At 63.7% G+C, this 15,973-nt stretch carries 13 protein-coding genes; 4 read left to right on the plus strand and 9 right to left on the minus strand.

Going from position 1 to position 15,973, the window contains the following annotated elements:
* Positions 1–35 precede the first annotated feature (35 nt).
* The 6 genes from BTM36_RS00195 to BTM36_RS00220 all read right to left on the minus strand — a co-directional run bounded on the left by BTM36_RS00195 (position 36) and on the right by BTM36_RS00220 (position 8,363).
* Positions 36–1,331 carry a dicarboxylate/amino acid:cation symporter gene (locus BTM36_RS00195; protein ID WP_006461993.1) on the minus strand — a complete coding sequence of 432 codons (1,296 nt, stop codon included), beginning with the start codon at positions 1,329–1,331 and terminating at the stop codon, positions 36–38.
* Positions 1,332–1,697: 366 nt separating this feature from the next.
* The gene (gene glcF / locus BTM36_RS00200) at positions 1,698–2,942 is read right to left on the minus strand and encodes a glycolate oxidase subunit GlcF (RefSeq protein WP_077234774.1); all 1,245 of its coding nucleotides are present in this window, start codon (positions 2,940–2,942) and stop codon (positions 1,698–1,700) included.
* A 26-nt stretch (positions 2,943–2,968) separates the two neighbouring features.
* Complete coding sequence (glcE, locus tag BTM36_RS00205; protein ID WP_077234775.1) at positions 2,969–4,048, minus strand: glycolate oxidase subunit GlcE; 1,080 nt, start codon at positions 4,046–4,048, stop codon at positions 2,969–2,971.
* Positions 4,049–4,050: 2 nt separating this feature from the next.
* Positions 4,051–5,538: an FAD-linked oxidase C-terminal domain-containing protein gene (locus BTM36_RS00210; protein ID WP_077234776.1), complete on the minus strand. Its 1,488-nt coding sequence runs from the start codon at positions 5,536–5,538 to the stop codon at positions 4,051–4,053.
* Between the two features lie 248 nt (positions 5,539–5,786).
* Positions 5,787–6,677 carry a LysR substrate-binding domain-containing protein gene (locus tag BTM36_RS00215; RefSeq protein ID WP_006461989.1) on the minus strand — a complete coding sequence of 297 codons (891 nt, stop codon included), beginning with the start codon at positions 6,675–6,677 and terminating at the stop codon, positions 5,787–5,789.
* A 270-nt stretch (positions 6,678–6,947) separates the two neighbouring features.
* Positions 6,948–8,363 carry an FAD-binding oxidoreductase gene (locus tag BTM36_RS00220; protein WP_077234777.1) on the minus strand — a complete coding sequence of 472 codons (1,416 nt, stop codon included), beginning with the start codon at positions 8,361–8,363 and terminating at the stop codon, positions 6,948–6,950.
* Between the two features lie 312 nt (positions 8,364–8,675).
* Between BTM36_RS00220 and BTM36_RS00225 the strand changes: the two genes are divergently transcribed.
* On the plus strand, positions 8,676–9,230 hold the full coding sequence (locus BTM36_RS00225) for a cob(I)yrinic acid a,c-diamide adenosyltransferase (protein WP_077234778.1): 555 nt from the start codon (positions 8,676–8,678) through the stop codon (positions 9,228–9,230).
* 93 nt (positions 9,231–9,323) lie between these two features.
* Here BTM36_RS00225 and dxs read toward each other — a convergent pair whose 3' ends face one another.
* The 3 genes from dxs to BTM36_RS00240 form a co-directional block, all read right to left on the minus strand.
* A complete protein-coding gene (gene dxs, locus BTM36_RS00230; protein ID WP_077234779.1) occupies positions 9,324–11,189 on the minus strand; it encodes a 1-deoxy-D-xylulose-5-phosphate synthase in 1,866 nt (621 codons plus the stop codon).
* Positions 11,190–11,270: 81 nt separating this feature from the next.
* On the minus strand, positions 11,271–12,224 hold the full coding sequence (locus tag BTM36_RS00235) for a polyprenyl synthetase family protein (RefSeq protein ID WP_077234780.1): 954 nt from the start codon (positions 12,222–12,224) through the stop codon (positions 11,271–11,273).
* Positions 12,224–12,496, minus strand: coding sequence for an exodeoxyribonuclease VII small subunit (locus BTM36_RS00240; RefSeq protein ID WP_077234781.1), 273 nt, complete (start codon positions 12,494–12,496; stop codon positions 12,224–12,226). Before BTM36_RS00240 ends, BTM36_RS00235 begins: the two co-directional genes overlap by 1 nt.
* A 267-nt stretch (positions 12,497–12,763) precedes the next feature.
* Between BTM36_RS00240 and BTM36_RS00245 the strand changes: the two genes are divergently transcribed.
* The 3 genes from BTM36_RS00245 to BTM36_RS00255 all read left to right on the plus strand — a co-directional run bounded on the left by BTM36_RS00245 (position 12,764) and on the right by BTM36_RS00255 (position 15,970).
* Positions 12,764–13,885: an aromatic ring-hydroxylating dioxygenase subunit alpha gene (locus BTM36_RS00245; RefSeq protein WP_039874324.1), complete on the plus strand. Its 1,122-nt coding sequence runs from the start codon at positions 12,764–12,766 to the stop codon at positions 13,883–13,885.
* A 269-nt stretch (positions 13,886–14,154) separates the two neighbouring features.
* Positions 14,155–15,072, plus strand: a complete 918-nt coding sequence (locus BTM36_RS00250; protein ID WP_077234782.1) for a DMT family transporter — start codon at positions 14,155–14,157, stop codon at positions 15,070–15,072.
* 40 nt (positions 15,073–15,112) lie between these two features.
* A complete protein-coding gene (locus tag BTM36_RS00255; protein ID WP_077234783.1) occupies positions 15,113–15,970 on the plus strand; it encodes a sulfurtransferase in 858 nt (285 codons plus the stop codon).
* Positions 15,971–15,973: the final 3 nt, after the last annotated feature.

Below are 15,973 nucleotides of genomic sequence, written 5' to 3' on the forward strand. Positions count from 1 at the left end.
AGATTAGATGTGAACAGGCCCTAAACCGCGGGTGATCAGGCTTCGTTGTGCAGCGTGGCTTCGGCTTCCTGTTCGATCTCGGCTTCGGCACGCGCCGCTTCTTCTTCGCTCAGCAGACCACCTTCCCACTTGGCGACCACGGCCGAGGCAATCGAGTTGCCCACGGCGTTGGTGGCCGAGCGCCCCATATCGAGGAAGGTATCGATACCCAGGATCACCAGCAGGCCCGCTTCGGGGATGTTGAACTGGTGCAGGGTCGCGGCGATCACCACCAGCGAGGCACGCGGCACGCCGGCGATGCCCTTGGAGGTCAGCATCAGCACCAGCATCATGGTGATCTGGGTCGAGATCGGCAGGTGGATGCCGTAGGCCTGCGCGATGAAGAGCGTGGCGAAGGTGCAGTAGATCATCGAGCCGTCGAGGTTGAAGGAATACCCCATCGGCATGACGAAGCTGGAAATCTTGCGCTTGACGCCAAAGCGGTCCAGCGCATCGAGCAGCTTGGGATAGGCAGCTTCCGAGCTGGCCGTGGCGAAAGCCAGCAGGAAGGCTTCCTTGATCAGCGCCAGCAGGCGGAAGATGCGCTTCTTCAGGAACACGAAGCCCACCGCGATCAGGATGGCCCATAGCAGCACCAGCGAGAAATAGAAGTCACGCATGAAGACCGCGAAGCTGACCAGGATCTCCAGGCCATTGACCGCCACAGTCGCCGCCATCGCCGCAAACACCGCCACCGGGGCAAACTTCATGACGTAGACGGTGATCTTGAGCATGGTGTGCGACAGATCGTCGATCACCGCCAGCAGGTGCTTGCCGCGCTCGCCCAGGGACGCCAGGGCGATACCGAAGAACATCGAGAACACCACCACCTGCAGCACTTCGTTCTGGGCCATGGCCTCGACAATGGACTTGGGGACCAGGTGGTTGAAGAATTCCTTGACCGTGAACTTGCCCGTGGCCAGGCCGGCACCAGCCGCGTCAGGCGGTGGCAGCGCCACGCCCGCGCCCGGTTGCAGCAGGTTGGCCATGATCATGCCCAGTGCCAGCGAGACCAGCGAGGCGATGAAGAACCAGGCCAGAGACTTGCCGAAGATGCGGCCGACCGACTTGGCGTCACCCATGTGGGCGATACCCACCACCAGGGTGGAAAACACCAGGGGTGCGATGACCATCTTGATCAGGCGCAGGAACAGGTCGGAAGCAATCGAGATGTAGCCGGCTAGTTCCTTGGCCTGGGCCTTGTCCAGATGACTGAAGATCAGGTAGCCGACCAGGATGCCCAGCAGCATCGCAATGAAGATGAAGATGGCCGGCGGAATGCGTTTTTTCATGGGTTCTCCTGCCCCTCGATCGCAAGTGGCATGGCGCCGGTGCGAGGACGATGATGGTGAGGGCTGATTGTCTGGGCGCGGGGCCGTGGCGGGACGCTGCGCCGATCGTCGGGATTGTCGGAAATCACCTGTTTCCGATGAGAAACGGGGACCGGTTTTTTCCCGCTGCGCGGAAAAAAGGACGAAGCTTATTGACTTATGCCCCCTGCCGTCAAGCCGGTTTGGATAAATGGGGTCAAATTGCCCAGGTCATGATCAAAATGGCCACAAAAAAGCCCCGCAGAGCGGGGCTTGGGTTGTTCTCAGAGCAACTTGCAGGGCATCCGGGGGCGGCCGGCGATGCCTCAGCAAGCCGTCAGCAAATCGTCAGGAAACCGCCACCAGCGCGGCGTCCAGCAATTCGATCCAGTGCCGTACCGGGGTCTCGGTGCCGGATTGCAGATGGGTGACGCAGCCGATATTGCCTGTGACGATCATGTCGGGATCGGTGGCCTGGAGCTTGCCGATCTTGTCATCGCGCAGGCGGTAGGAGAGCTCCGGTTGCAGGATCGAATAGGTGCCGGCCGACCCGCAGCAGAGATGACTGTCGGCGCACAACTGCACATCCACCCCGGCCGCGCGCAGGATGGTCTCGACCTTGCCGCGTATCTTCTGGCCATGCTGCAGGGTGCAGGGCGGGTGGTAGGCCACGCGCTTGCCGTTGAAGTCCTTGAGCCGGTGTTTCAACTGGTCTTCGAACTCGGGCAGGATTTCGCTGATGTCGCGGGTCATGTGCGAGATGCGGCGCGCCTTTTCGGCATAGACAGGATCGTGCTGCAGCAGATGGCCGTATTCCTTGACGGTGACGCCGCAACCGGAGGCATTCATGACGATGGTATCGGCCCGGATGCCATCCCGGCCTTCGATGTAGGGCCACCAGGCGTCGATGTTGCGACGCATGTCGTCCAGGCCGCCGTCCTGGTCATTCATGTGATAGCGGATGGCGCCGCAGCAGCCGGCCTTGGGGGGCGCGAACAACTGCACGCCGAGGGCATCGAGCACGCGGGCGGTGGCGCTGTTGATGTTGGGCGCCATCGAGGGCTGCACGCAGCCTTCGAGGTAGAGCATCTGGCGCGCATGGGTGCGCGTGGGCCAGGTGCCGGCATCCTGCGGCAGCGGCACCTTGTTCTGCAGCAGCTTGGGCAACAGCGGGCGCACCAGTTGGCCAGCTTTCATGGCGGGACGGAAAATCCACTTGCGCGGCACCAGCTCCTTCAAGGCGGTGCGCATCACGCGCTGTGACAGGGGGCGTGGTACCTGCTGCTCCACCACCCTGCGACCGATATCGACCAGGCGACCATACTGCACGCCGGACGGACAGGTGGATTCGCAGTTGCGGCAGGTCAGGCAGCGGTCCAGGTGCGACTGCGTGGCGGCAGTGGCGGGCTTGCCTTCCAGCACCCGCTTGATGAGATAGATGCGACCACGCGGGCCGTCCAGTTCATCGCCCAGCAACTGGTAGGTGGGACAGGTGGCGGTACAGAAACCGCAATGCACGCAGGAACGCAGGATGCTGTCGGCTTCCTCGCCGGCCTGGGTGTTGCGGATGAAATCGGCTAAGTTGGTCTGCATGGAGGGTCGCTGGCTAAGTAGTTCGCTTACAGGCTGGCGTACAGGCGGCCGGGATTGAAGATGCCGCGTGGGTCGAATTGCTGCTTGAGCTTGCGATGGATCTTTTCCACCGCCGGTTGCAGCGGATGGAATACACCGATGGCCTTGTCGCCCCCGCGATGCAGGCTGGCATGCCCGCCCACCGCCAGGGCGGCGGCGCGAATGGCGACCGCATCCACATTGCCTTGCGGGCGCAACCAGCGCTGCGCCCCGCCCCACTCGATCAGCTGGTTACCCGGCAGGTCGATCGGTGGCGCCACCGACGGCACCGACAGGCGCCACAGCGGCGCTTCGGGCTGGGCGAAGAAGGGATGGGTCTGCTCGCGCAGGTCGGTCCAGTAATCGTCCGGATTGCTCAATTCGGTGCCACCCAGCTTCTTGATCGCTGAATCCACCGCAGCCTGCGCACCCGCCAGACGCAGGGTCAGCACATTGCCGACCCAGGCGCTGGCCACCAGCGGCAGCGGCTGGCCGGCGCTCTGGTTCAACAGGCGCAGAGCGCCTTCCTGGTTGATCTCGAACACCCGGGTGCTGCTGGCGAAGGGGCGCGGCAAGACCTTCAGCGAGACCTGCAGGATCAGGCCCAGCGTGCCCAGCGAGCCCGCCAGCAGGCGCGAGATGTCATAGCCGGCGACGTTCTTCATGACCTGGCCACCGAAATGCAGTTGCTCACCCTGGGCGTCCATCAATACCGCGCCCAGCACAAAGTCGCGTACCGCACCGGCTGCCGCGCGCGAGGGACCGGAAAGTCCGGCTGCCACCATGCCGCCGACGGTGGCCGCGCCGCCGAATCGCGGTGGCTCCCAGGCCAGCATCTGGTTGTGCTCGGCCAGGGCGGCGTCGATCTCGGAGAGCGGCGTGCCGCAGCGTGCGGTGATGACCAGTTCGGTCGGTTCGTAATCGATGATGCCGCTGTAGGGCCGGGTATCGAGCAGGTCGCCGCTTGGCACCTGCCCATACCATTCCTTGGTGCCGCCGCCGCGAATCTGCAAGGCGCGGCCGGAGAGGATGCGTTCACGGAAGGATGCCAGCACGGCATCGAAGTCGGGTTGGGCGTGCTCTTGCATGATCAGAATCTCGGCAGGTCGGGGAAGCGCAGCTGGCCGCGCTGCACGTGCATCTTGCCGTACTCGGCACAGCGATGCAGGGTGGGAATGGCCTTGTCCGGATTGAGCAGGAAGGCAGTGTCGAAGGCGCGCTTCAACTTGAAGAAGGCCTCGCGCTCGGCGGGCGAGAACTGCACGCACATGGAGTTGATCTTCTCGATGCCCACGCCGTGTTCGCCGGTGATGGTGCCACCGACTTCCACGCACAGCTCCAGGATCTCGGCACCGAACAGTTCGGCGCGGTCGAATTCATCGGCCAGGTTGGCATCGAACAGGATCAGCGGATGCAGGTTGCCGTCGCCCGCGTGGAACACGTTGGCACAGCGCAGGCCGTACTTCTTTTCCATCTCGGCGATGCCCAGCAGCACCTGCGCCAGTTTCTTGCGCGGGATGGTGCCATCCATGCAGTAGTAGTCGGGCGAGATGCGGCCGGCGGCCGGGAAAGCGTTCTTGCGACCGGACCAGAAGCGCAGGCGCTCCGCTTCCGAGGCCGAGCAGGCGATGGCGGTAGCACCGCTGGCATTGAGCACGGCAGTCATGCGGCCGATCTCTTCTTCCACCTCTTCCACGGTGCCATCGGACTCGCACAGGAGGATGGCTTCGGCGTCGATGTCGTAACCGGCCTTGACGAAGGGTTCCACCATGCGAGAGCTGGTCTTGTCCATCATCTCCAGGCCGGCCGGGATGATGCCGGCGGCGATCACGTTGGCGACTGCATTGCCGCCCTTCACCACGTCATCGAAGGACGCCATGATCACCCGCGCGGCCTGCGGCTTGGGCACGAGCTTGACGGTCACCTCCGTGACCACGCCCAGCATGCCTTCGGAACCGATGAACACCGCCAGCAGGTCAAGGCCCGGGGCGTCCAGCGCGCCACTGCCCAGTTCCACGACGTCGCCCTCGATGGTGACCATGCGCACGCGCAGGACGTTGTGTACCGTGAGGCCATATTTGAGGCAGTGCACGCCGCCGGAATTCTCGGCCACGTTGCCGCCAATGGTGCAAGCAATCTGCGAAGACGGGTCCGGCGCGTAATAGAGACCATGCGGCGCGGCCGCTTCCGAGATGGCCAGGTTGCGCACGCCCGGTTGAACCACGGCGGTGCGCGAATACTTGTCCAGCTTGATGATCTTGTTGAACTTGGCGGTGGAGACCACGACCCCGTCGGCAATCGGCATGGCCCCGCCCGACAGGCCGGTGCCGGCGCCACGCGGGACGATCTGCACCTGCAGCGCGTGGCAGGTCTGCATGATGGCTACCACCTGGGCCTCGGTCTCGGGCAATACCACTACCATCGGCAGCTGGCGGTAAGCGGCCAGGCCGTCGCATTCGTAGGGGCGGGTGTCTTCCTCGTCGAACAGCACGCAGTGGCCAGGCAGGACCCGGCGCAGGGCATCGACGACTTCGCGCTGGCGCGCCGGCGCGAAGGACGGTTGGACGGGAGCATTCATGCTGGACCTCGGCGTTGGGCTAGGCAGGCGTGTGGGTGTGGACGTCCCTCTTTGCGTCCGGCGGCACGGCGCACGCTGTCTCGTTTGTTGTCAGCCCGCATGGGTCGGGCTTTTTCAGTCCGACAAGTGTAACGAATTTTGCCGCGCCGCACGGGGCGATGTTGCCCACTGGGCCACTGAAAAGAATTTCCGGCCGCCGTGAATTATTTTCAGGGCGGCCGGTGCTGACGCAGGCATCTGGTGCGGGCTCAGATGTTGCGGAAGGCGTTCTGCATCCAGCTGATGAAGGTATCGACTTCGGGCCGTTCGCGCACGGCGCGCTCATAGACCACGTAGTAGGCATGCGGCGGGGTGCGCAGGCGTACGTCGAACAATTCGACGATCTCGCCCCGCGCCAGCAGTTCTTCGGCGAAATGCTGGCGGGTCAGGCCGACGCCGTAGCCATGGCGCACCGCTTCGAGCAGCAGGCCGAGGTCGTCCACGCGCAGGCCGGCGGAAGGTTCCACCCAGTCCTTGAGACCGGCGGCCTCGAACCACGGCTGCCAGGGCTCCAGCGCCGAGCGCAGCAGGGTCGCATGCTGCAGGTCGGCGGGCGACTTCATCGGCGGCAGGGTCTTCAGGTAGCCAGGGCTGGCCACGGCGAAGGCCGGTTCCTCGAACAGCTTTTCGGTGATGATGTTGGGATAGTTGCCGGCGCCAAAGCGGATCTCGACATCGCTTTCCGACAGCGACAGGTCGTACAGCGGCACCGAGAGATACAGCTCCACCACGATCTCCGGATGGCGCTGGGTGAAGTCGGCGATGCGCGGCATGAGCAGGTGGCGCGCGAAGGTCGGCGGCAGCATCACCTTGATCTTGGGTTGCACGGCGGCATTGCGGTGCGGCATGGGGAAATCGGTCAGCGTGCGCAGCGCCGAGCGCACCACGTCGAGATAGCGGCGACCGAATTCGGAGAGCCCGATGGAGCGGCCATCGCGATAGAACAGGCGCTCGCCGACAAATTCTTCCAGCAGGCGGATACGGTGCGACAGTGCCGATGGCGTGATGCAAAGCTCCTCGGCCGCGATGGCGAAGGAGTTATGACGGGCTGCCGCTTCGAAGGCGGACAAGGCATGGACGGGCGGTAGGCGGGTGGCCATGGGTGATGGATTCCTGCTGCTTTAGCGAAGGGCATGCAAAAACGCCCTGCTCTTTGTTCAACTAACAAACTGCTGAAAACCAACAAATCAGCGCTGACAAAACTGCGCTACTGTCGTCAACATCAAAAAACTACCGTTCGGACTGAGTAGGCCCTCTGGGCCGTATCGAAGACGTACTGACGGCGCCCCTTCGATACGCGGCAATGCCGCTACTCAGTCCGAACGGCCGGCCGATGAAGTCAACGGCAAGCAAGATACTTGATCCAAGGTTTACTGTTCCCAGCGCAGGATCTTGCCCGGGTTCATGATGTTCTTCGGGTCCAGCGCGTGCTTGATGGCGCGCATGACGGCGATGGCGCCGTCGCCGTGCTCCTGGATCAGGAAGTCCATCTTGTGCAGGCCCACCCCATGCTCGCCGGTGCAGGTGCCGTCCATGGACAGGGCGCGCGCGACCATGCGTTCATTGACGCCTTCGGCGCGGGCGATGTCGGCCGGATCATTGGGGTCCACCATCATCTGCACGTGGAAATTGCCGTCGCCGACGTGACCGATGATGGCGTGGATCAGCCCCTGCTCTTCGCAGTCGGCCTTGGTGGCCAGCACGCATTCGGCCAGGCGCGAGATCGGTACGCAGCAGTCGGTGGAGATGGCGCGCGCACCCGGGCGCAGTTGCAGCAGCGCGAAATAGGCGTTGTGACGGGCGGTCCACAGGCGGGTGCGATCTTCCGGGCGGGTGGCCCATTCGAAGCCCAGGGCGTGATTTTCGTTGGCGAGGTCCTGTACCAGCTCGGCCTGTTCCTTGACGCCATTCTCGCTGCCGTGGAATTCGAACAGCAGCAGCGGGTTGACCGGCAGGGTCAGCTTGTCGTGGGCATTGATGGCGCGCACGCCGTTTTCATCGAGCAACTCCACGCGCGCCAGCGGCACGCCCATCTGGATGGTCTGGATCACCGTATTGACCGCATCGGCCACGCTGGGGAAGGAGCAGATGGCGGCAGAAATGGCCTCGGGCTGCGGATAGAGGCGCACGGTGACTTCGGTGATGATGCCCAGCGTGCCTTCGCTGCCGACATAGACGCGGGTCAGATCGTAGCCGGCCGAGGATTTCTTGGCACGGGTGCCGGTCTTGATGATCTCGCCCTGGGCCGTGACCACGGTCAGGGTCAGGGTGTTTTCCTTCATGGTGCCGTAGCGCACGGCATTGGTGCCGGACGCACGGGTCGAGGCCATCCCGCCCAGCGAGGCGTCGGCTCCCGGGTCGATGGGGAAGAACAGGCCCGTGTCCTTGATCTCCAGGTTCAGTTGCTTGCGGGTGACGCCGGCCTGGACGGTGGCGGTCAGGTCTTCGCCGTTGACTGCGAGCACCCGGTTCATCTGCGACAGGTCCACCGTCACACCGCCCTGCAGGGCCAGCACGTGGCCTTCCAGCGAGGTACCGGCACCGTAGGGGATGATGGGGGTGTCGTACTGGCTGCAGAGCTTGACGAAGGCGGCGACTTCCTCGGTGCTGTGGGCGAACACGACGGCGTCGGGCAGCATGGGATCGTAGGAGGATTCGTCACGGCCGTGATGCTCGCGCATGGCCAGGGTGGTGGAGCAACGCTCACCGAAGAGGGTCTTGAGCTCGTCGAGCAAGGCCTGCGGTACGGGGCGTTTCAGTTTGCGGGCGTCAACTAGATGGTTCATGCGATTTCTCGGTTTCTCTCTGGAGTCTTGTGTCTCGGTCGTTGTTCTAGGTCTTGTTGGGGGAGGATGCAGGGCCGTTGCAGTAGCCACCCCGGCCGCTGCAGTGGACTGACCACTGATCCAATCGATGAATTTTACTCTCTTGCGGGCGGGAGATCGGGCAAATCTCCCATGCCGTCGCGGCAAGGCGGGCAAATCAAGTGAATTATTTACGTGATTCTTGCGTCGCTGGCGCGTCCTCTCGCATCCGGCGGGACGCTTGCCTTGCATCGGGCTTGCGCTTAAGCTGGCGCGCATTATCAAGGAGCAACGATGGGCAACCGACTTAGCAAGATCGCCACCCGCACCGGAGATGACGGCAGCACCGGCCTGGGCGATGGCAGCCGCGTGGGCAAGGACAGCCTGCGCATCCAGGCGCTGGGCGATGTGGATGAACTCAATTCGCAGCTGGGCCTGCTGTTGTGCGAGACCCTGCCGGACGCCTTGCGGGAGGAACTGGTCTCGATACAGCACGACCTGTTCGACCTAGGCGGCGAACTCTGCATCCCCGGTTACACGGTGCTGGCCGAGGCCCACCTGGCGCGGCTGGACGCCCTGCTGGAGAAATACAACGCCACACTGCCGCCGCTGAAGGAATTCATCCTGCCGGGTGGCTCGCGTACCGCCGCGCTGGCGCATGTCTGCCGCACGGTATGCCGGCGCGCCGAGCGCAGCGTGGTCTTGCTGGAGAAGGCCGAGTCGGGCGTGAATGCGCCGGCCCGGCAATATCTGAACCGGCTGTCCGACCTGTGTTTCGTGCTGGCCCGGGTGCTCAACCGCGAGGCCGGCGGACAGGATGTGTTGTGGCAGAAGGGGCGGGAGCGTTAGTTTGCCCCACTAACAGAAGCAGGAAACGAAACGCCTCGCTGGAGAATTCCAGCGAGGCGTTTTATCTGCCCCCCCGGTTTCGGGAAGGTGAAATCAGCCGTTGTTGACTACCAGCTTAGGCTGGTCCTTGCCGAAACGTTGCACGATGGACTGGGCGACGCCGTCCGCATCCAGCCCGCATTGCGCCAGCAATTGGCCCGCATCGCCGTGGTCGATGAAGCGGTCCGGCAGGCCCAGGTGCAGGATGGGCTTGCTGATGCCGGCTGCGGCCAACGCTTCCGAGACGGCGGCACCAGCGCCACCCATGATGCAGCCCTCTTCCACCGTGACCAGGGCGTCATGGCTCTCGGCCAGTTGCCGGACCAGTTCCACGTCCAGCGGCTTGATGAAGCGCATGTTGGCGACCGTGGCATTGAGCTTGTCGCCGGCACCGAGGGCCGGGGCCAGCAGGCTGCCGAAGGCGAGGATGGCGATGTCCTTGCCGTGGCGGCGGATTTCGCCCTTGCCCAGCGGCAGGGTGTCCAGTGTCTTCTGTACGCTGGCGCCGACGCCGGCACCACGCGGGTAACGCACCGCGGCCGGGCCGGGGTACTGGTAGGCGGTGGAGAGCATCTTGCGGCATTCGTCTTCGTCTGCCGCGGCCATGACCACCATGTTCGGAATACAGCGCAGGAACGCCAGGTCGTAGTTGCCTGCATGCGTGGCGCCGTCGGCACCGACCAGGCCGGCACGGTCCAGGGCGAAGGTGACGTCCAGGTTCTGCAGCGCGACGTCGTGGATCAACTGGTCGTAGGCACGCTGCAGGAAGGTCGAGTAGATCGCCACCACCGGCTTCATCCCCTCGCAAGCCATGCCAGCGGCGAAGGTGACGGCGTGCTGCTCGGCGATGCCGACGTCGTAGTAGCGTTCCGGGAATTTCTTTTCGAAAGCGACCATGCCCGAGCCTTCACGCATGGCCGGGGTGATGCCGACCAGCTTGTCGTCGGCCGCACCCATGTCGCACAGCCATTCGCCGAACACCTGGGTATAGGTCAGCTTGCCGCCGGCGCTGGGCTTGATGCCTTCGCTGGGGTTGAACTTGCCGGGACCGTGGTAGAGCACCGGGTCGGCCTCGGCCAGCTTGTAGCCCTGGCCCTTCTTGGTCACTACGTGCAGGAACTGTGGCCCCTTGAGGTGCTTCAGGTTCTGCAGGGTGGGGACCAGCGAATCGAGGTCGTGACCATCGATGGGGCCGATGTAGTTGAAACCGAATTCCTCGAACATGGTCGCCGGCACCACCATGCCCTTGGCATGCTCTTCCAGGCGCTTGGCCAGTTCCAGCACCGGGCCGGGCAGCACCGACTTGCCCACGTCGCGGGCCTTGGCGTAGAACTTGCCGGACATCAGGCGCGCCAGGTAGCGGTTCAGCGCGCCCACCGGGGGCGAGATCGACATGTCGTTGTCGTTGAGGATCACCAGCAGGTTGATGTCTTCATGCACGCCAGCATTGTTGAGCGCTTCGAAGGCCATGCCGGCAGTCATGGCGCCGTCGCCGATGACGGCAATGGCGTGCCGGTCCGAGCCCTGGGTCTTGGCCGCCAGGGCCATGCCCAGTGCGGCCGAAATGGAGGTCGAGGAGTGCGCGGTGCCGAAGGTGTCGTATTCGCTCTCGATGCGGCGCGGGAAGCCGGAGATGCCTTCCTGCTGGCGCAGGCTGCCCATGCGTTCGCGACGACCGGTGAGGATCTTGTGCGGATAGGTCTGGTGGCCGACGTCCCAGACGATGCGGTCCTGCGGGGTGTTGAAGACGTAATGCAGCGCGATGGTCAGCTCGACCGTGCCCAGGTTGGAGGACAGGTGGCCGCCGGTCTTGGACACCGAATCCAGCAGGAAGCCGCGCAACTCTTCAGCCAGCGGCTTCAATTGGTGACGGGACAGGCGGCGCAGGTCGGCCGGGTCATTGATGGTGTTCAGGAGCATCTGTTGTTACCGTGTTGGGGTCTGAAGGCCGCGCCTGGCAGGTTGCCGCGTGGTCCGTCTTCATGCCTTGGATTACGTCTCTCAGGTCTTTCTGTGTACGATCAGGTCCGCCAGCTCGCGCAGGCGGCGCGCCTTGTCGCCGAACGGGGCGAGCGCCCGGTGGGCATCGCCGCGCAGTCGCTCGGCCAGCGCCTGCGACTCGGCCAGGCCCAGGATGGACACATAGGTCGGCTTGTTGTCGGCGGCGTCCTTGCCGGCGGTCTTGCCCAGCGTGGCCGAATCGGCGGTGGCGTCGAGGATGTCGTCCACCACCTGGAAGGCCAGGCCGATGGCGCGCGCATAGTCATCCAGCGCCGCGCTCTCGTCCCGGGTGAGCGCCTTGCCACCCAGCGCGCCCAGCATCACCGCTGCGCGCAAGAGGGCACCGGTCTTGAGGCGATGCATCTGCTCCAGCTCGGCCAGCGACAGGGTCATGCCCACGCTGGCCAGGTCGATGGCCTGGCCGCCGCACATGCCTACCGAGCCCGAGGCCTGGGCCAGCAGGTTGAGCATGCGCAACTGGCGTGCCGGCAGGTCGGCGTCGGTCTTCAGCTCAGCTTCCAGCGGCGCCGACAAGGTCTCGAAGGCCTGTGCCTGCAACGCGTCGCCCACCAGCAGCGCGGTGGCTTCGTCGTATTTCACATGCACGGTAGGCTTGCCACGGCGCAGCGCATCGTCATCCATGCAGGGCATGTCGTCATGCACCAGCGAATAGACGTGAATCATCTCTACTGCTGCCGCAGCCCGGTCCAGCAGGGCTGGCGGCGTATCGAACACATCACCGGCGGCATAGACCAGCAGTGGCCGCACGCGCTTGCCGCCATCCATGGCGGTGTAGCGCATGGCCTCGTGCAGACGCGCCGGCACCACCGTGGTCGGTGCCAGGAAACGGTCCAGCACGTGTTCCATGCCGACCTGGACCTGGTTCATCCAGTCCGCGAATGCCATCGAGGCCAGCGACATCTGCGCGCCAGCGGCGGTGATAGGTGCATTCATCAATCGTCCTCGTTGCCCGCGTCGGTCGCCTGGAAGGGCTTGAGCATGTCGCCTTCGAGCAGCTTGACCTGGCTGTCCACCTTCTCCAGTTGGGCCGCGCAGAACTTGACCAGTTCCGAGCCACGCTTGTAGGCGGCCACCGAGGCTTCCAGCGGCAGTTCGCCAGCTTCCATCCGCGCCACCAGCTGCTCCAGCTCTTCCATGGCTTGTTCGAAGGAGGCCGGCAAGGCGGCGGTCGCGGCAGCGCCGGAGGCGGCAGAGGTTCTAGGCATATCGACCCATTCAGAAAACTAACCCGGTATTTTAGAACAAACCGGCGATGACCAAGTCAATCGAGGGCGTGGATTTGTCGAAGGTTTTGGAGGCCGTCGCGTAAGTTCGTCCAAAATGCTGGCATTTTGGACACAAAACCCGGCCCCTTATGGGGGTTTTGTGGCATAATCCTCGGTTCTGTCCAAAATTTCCTCTTCATATTATTTGAACATAGGTTTTTGCGGATTTTCTTCCTTAGGTTGGTGCAAATTAATTTGGGGGCGGAAATGTCCGATCTTGCTACTTTTGCCAAATTGGCGCGTTCAAACGCGCAACTTCCAGTCCACGTCTACTTCGACGAACCGCTCTATCAGCGGGAACTGAAACAACTCTTCCAGCAGGGACCCCGTTACGTCGGCCATGAGCTGATGGTGCCCAATGCCGGTGACTATTCCACGCTGCCCTGGGAAAACGAAGGCCGCATGCTGGTGCGCAATGCGCAAGGCATCGAACTGGTATCCAATGTCTGCCGCCATCGCCAGGCCAAGATGCTTGATGGCCGTGGCCATGCCAACAACATCGTCTGCCCCCTGCATCGCTGGACCTATGACCTGAAGGGTGAACTGATCGGCGCGCCGCATTTTGGCGAGACGCCTTGCATGAACCTGTCCAAGACGCCGCTGCAGAGCTGGAATGGCCTGCTGTTCGAGGCCAACGGCGTCGATATCGCCGACAAGCTGAAAAACCTGGGCGTGACCCGCGACCTCGATTTCTCCGGTTACCTGTACGACCACACCGAAGTCCACGAGTGCGACTACAACTGGAAGACCTTCATCGAGGTCTACCTGGAGGACTACCACGTCGAGCCCTTCCATCCGGGCCTGGGCAACTTCGTGAGCTGCTCGGACCTGAAGTGGGAATTCGGCCGCGACTACAGCGTCCAGACCGTGGGCGTGAACCACGGCCTGATCAAGTCCGGCTCGCCGACCTACGCCAAGTGGCAGGAAAAGCTGCTGCAGTTCTCCAACGGCAAGCCACCCAAGTTCGGCGCCATCTGGCTCACGCTCTACCCCAACATCATGGTGGAGTGGTATCCGCACGTGCTGGTGGTGTCCACGCTCTGGCCGACCGGCCCGCAGAAGACCACCAATGTGGTGGAGTTCTACTATCCGGAAGAAATCGCGCTGTTCGAGCGCGAGCTGGTGGAAGCCGAACGGGCCGCCTACATGGAGACCTGCGTCGAGGATGACGAGATCGCCCAGCGCATGGACGCCGGTCGTCGTATACTCATGGATCGCGGCACCAGCGAAGTCGGTCCGTACCAGTCGCCCATGGAGGATGGCATGCAGCACTTCCATGAGTGGTATCGCCAGCAACTGGACGTCCCGCAAGGTACCAGCACACCATAACATCGGCCACAGGCCGCGCAGGGGGAAAGCAGATGCAAGGGAAGCGGCAAGCACACGATGGACGCAGTCTGCGCCGTCATTGTCGCCAGCTCTCAGGCACCAGCATCTGCAGCAGTATCCCCCTCTCCCGCATGACGACGGTCATCGGCACCAGCACAACGGCAGCCCCGGTTCATTCCGGGGCTGCCTTTTTTATTGCTGGCCGTCGTTGTGCGCCTGTTCTTGTTTCAGTCACTCCCCTCCACTTCTCCTACTGATCCGTCACCGCCATGCAATCGCTCTGGATGCTCGTCGCTTCATTCCTCTTTGCCATCATGGGCGTGTGCGTCAAGCTCGCCAGCAACTACTACTCGACCTCCGAGATCGTGCTCTGTCGCGGACTGATCGGGGTGATCTTCATCTTCGGCCTGATCCGCCTGCACGGCGGCACCCTGCGCACGCCCTTCCCGCGCGACCACCTGATCCGTGGCGGCATCGGCGTGATCTCGCTGTGGATGTGGTTCTACTCCTTCAGCCTGTTACCGATTGCGACAGCCACCACGCTGAACTACATGTCCTCCATCTGGATCGCGGTGATGCTGTTCGTGGCCGGCTGGTGGCAGGGCAACAAGAAGTTCGAATGGGGTCTGGCCGGCACGGTTGCGCTGAGCTTCGTCGGTGTGGCGCTGCTGATGCGCCCTTCCCTCAATGCCGACCAGTTGCTGGGCGGCGTCATCTCGCTGGTCTCGGGAGTGCTCTCGGCGCTGGTCTACCTGCAGGTGCGCAAGCTGGGGCTGCTGGGGGAACCGGAGTACCGCGTGGTGTTCTACTTCTCTGCCACGGGCGTGCTGGCGGGACTGGTCGGCAGCGTCGTCACCGGTCGTGTGCCGCTATGGCACAGCCATTCCGGCACCGGCGTACTGCTGGTGGTCATGATAGGCTTGACGGCCACGCTGGCGCAGATCGCCATGACGCGGGCCTACCGGCTCGGCAATACGCTGGTGACCGCCAACCTGCAGTACACGGGCATCGTGTTTTCCAGCCTGTTCGGCGTACTGATCTGGAACGATTCGCCGGGCTGGATGGGCTGGGTCGGCATGGTCATCATTCTGGCCAGCGGCATGCTGGCGACCTATCGCAACCAGCGCAAGAGCCAGACGGCCGCCAAGAACCTGCCCAAGGTGGACCCGATCGCGACCGAGGTGTAAGCATCGCCACATCCGCCGCCTACGATTAAAGGAGAAAGCCATGACCTACCAAACCCTCATCAGCGCCAGCGACCTGAAGGCGCGTGCGCAATACCTGAACCTGGTGCTCGTCGATTGCCGCCATGACCTCGCCAATCCGGATTTCGGCCGCCAGGCCTACGCCGCCGGTCATCTCCCGGTGGCCCGTTTCGCGCATCTGGATGAGCTGCTGTCCGGCCCCAAGACCGATGCGACAGGCCGCTTCCATGGTCGCCATCCGCTGCCGGATCGCCAGCAATTCGTGCAGGCCATGCGTGATCTGGGCATCAACAACGACACACAAGTGGTGGCCTACGACGCCCACGGCGGCATGTTCGCCGCACGCCTCTGGTGGCTGCTGCGCTGGATCGGTCACAGCGACGTAGCGGTACTCGATGGCGGCATGGCCGCCTGGCAGGCGCTGGGTGAGAACCTCAGCACCGAAGTGCCGCCACCGGCTGCGGCGGGCAATATCCAGGATCTGTCGTCGCTGGTGCCGACGGTGGATGCCCAGGCGCTGCTGGAGAACCTGCGCAATCCGTCATTGCAGGTGGTGGACGCGCGCGCGCCGGACCGCTTCCGTGGCGAGAACGAAACGCTGGACGCCGTCGGCGGACACATCCCGGGCGCGAAGAACCGCTTCTTCAAGGACAACCTGCAAGCCGATGGCCACTTCAAGAGCGCGACGCAATTGCGCGAAGAATGGCTGGCGGTGATCGGCGATCCGCAGGCCGCGGTCATGCAGTGCGGCTCGGGCGTCACCGCCTGCCACAACCTGCTGGCGCTGGAGGTAGCTGGCCTTTCGGGAGCGAGCCTCTATCCCGGCTCGTGGAGCGAATGGAGCTCCGATCCTCAGCGACCGGTCGCGACCGGCAACTGATTC

It is taken from the genome of Herbaspirillum sp. VT-16-41 (assembly GCF_001994935.1).
GTDB classification, from domain to species: Bacteria; Pseudomonadota; Gammaproteobacteria; order Burkholderiales; family Burkholderiaceae_D; genus Herbaspirillum; species Herbaspirillum frisingense.

Coding starts and splice junctions, on each gene's coding strand:
- BTM36_RS00195 (WP_006461993.1), bottom strand. CDS start 1,331: ATGAAAAAACGCATTCCGCCGGCCATCTTCATCTTCATTGCGATGCTG.
- glcF (WP_077234774.1), bottom strand. CDS start 2,942: ATGCAGACCAACTTAGCCGATTTCATCCGCAACACCCAGGCCGGCGAG.
- glcE (WP_077234775.1), bottom strand. CDS start 4,048: ATGCAAGAGCACGCCCAACCCGACTTCGATGCCGTGCTGGCATCCTTC.
- BTM36_RS00210 (WP_077234776.1), bottom strand. CDS start 5,538: ATGAATGCTCCCGTCCAACCGTCCTTCGCGCCGGCGCGCCAGCGCGAA.
- BTM36_RS00215 (WP_006461989.1), bottom strand. CDS start 6,677: ATGGCCACCCGCCTACCGCCCGTCCATGCCTTGTCCGCCTTCGAAGCG.
- BTM36_RS00220 (WP_077234777.1), bottom strand. CDS start 8,363: ATGAACCATCTAGTTGACGCCCGCAAACTGAAACGCCCCGTACCGCAG.
- BTM36_RS00225 (WP_077234778.1), top strand. CDS start 8,676: ATGGGCAACCGACTTAGCAAGATCGCCACCCGCACCGGAGATGACGGC.
- dxs (WP_077234779.1), bottom strand. CDS start 11,189: ATGCTCCTGAACACCATCAATGACCCGGCCGACCTGCGCCGCCTGTCC.
- BTM36_RS00235 (WP_077234780.1), bottom strand. CDS start 12,224: ATGAATGCACCTATCACCGCCGCTGGCGCGCAGATGTCGCTGGCCTCG.
- BTM36_RS00240 (WP_077234781.1), bottom strand. CDS start 12,496: ATGCCTAGAACCTCTGCCGCCTCCGGCGCTGCCGCGACCGCCGCCTTG.
- BTM36_RS00245 (WP_039874324.1), top strand. CDS start 12,764: ATGTCCGATCTTGCTACTTTTGCCAAATTGGCGCGTTCAAACGCGCAA.
- BTM36_RS00250 (WP_077234782.1), top strand. CDS start 14,155: ATGCAATCGCTCTGGATGCTCGTCGCTTCATTCCTCTTTGCCATCATG.
- BTM36_RS00255 (WP_077234783.1), top strand. CDS start 15,113: ATGACCTACCAAACCCTCATCAGCGCCAGCGACCTGAAGGCGCGTGCG.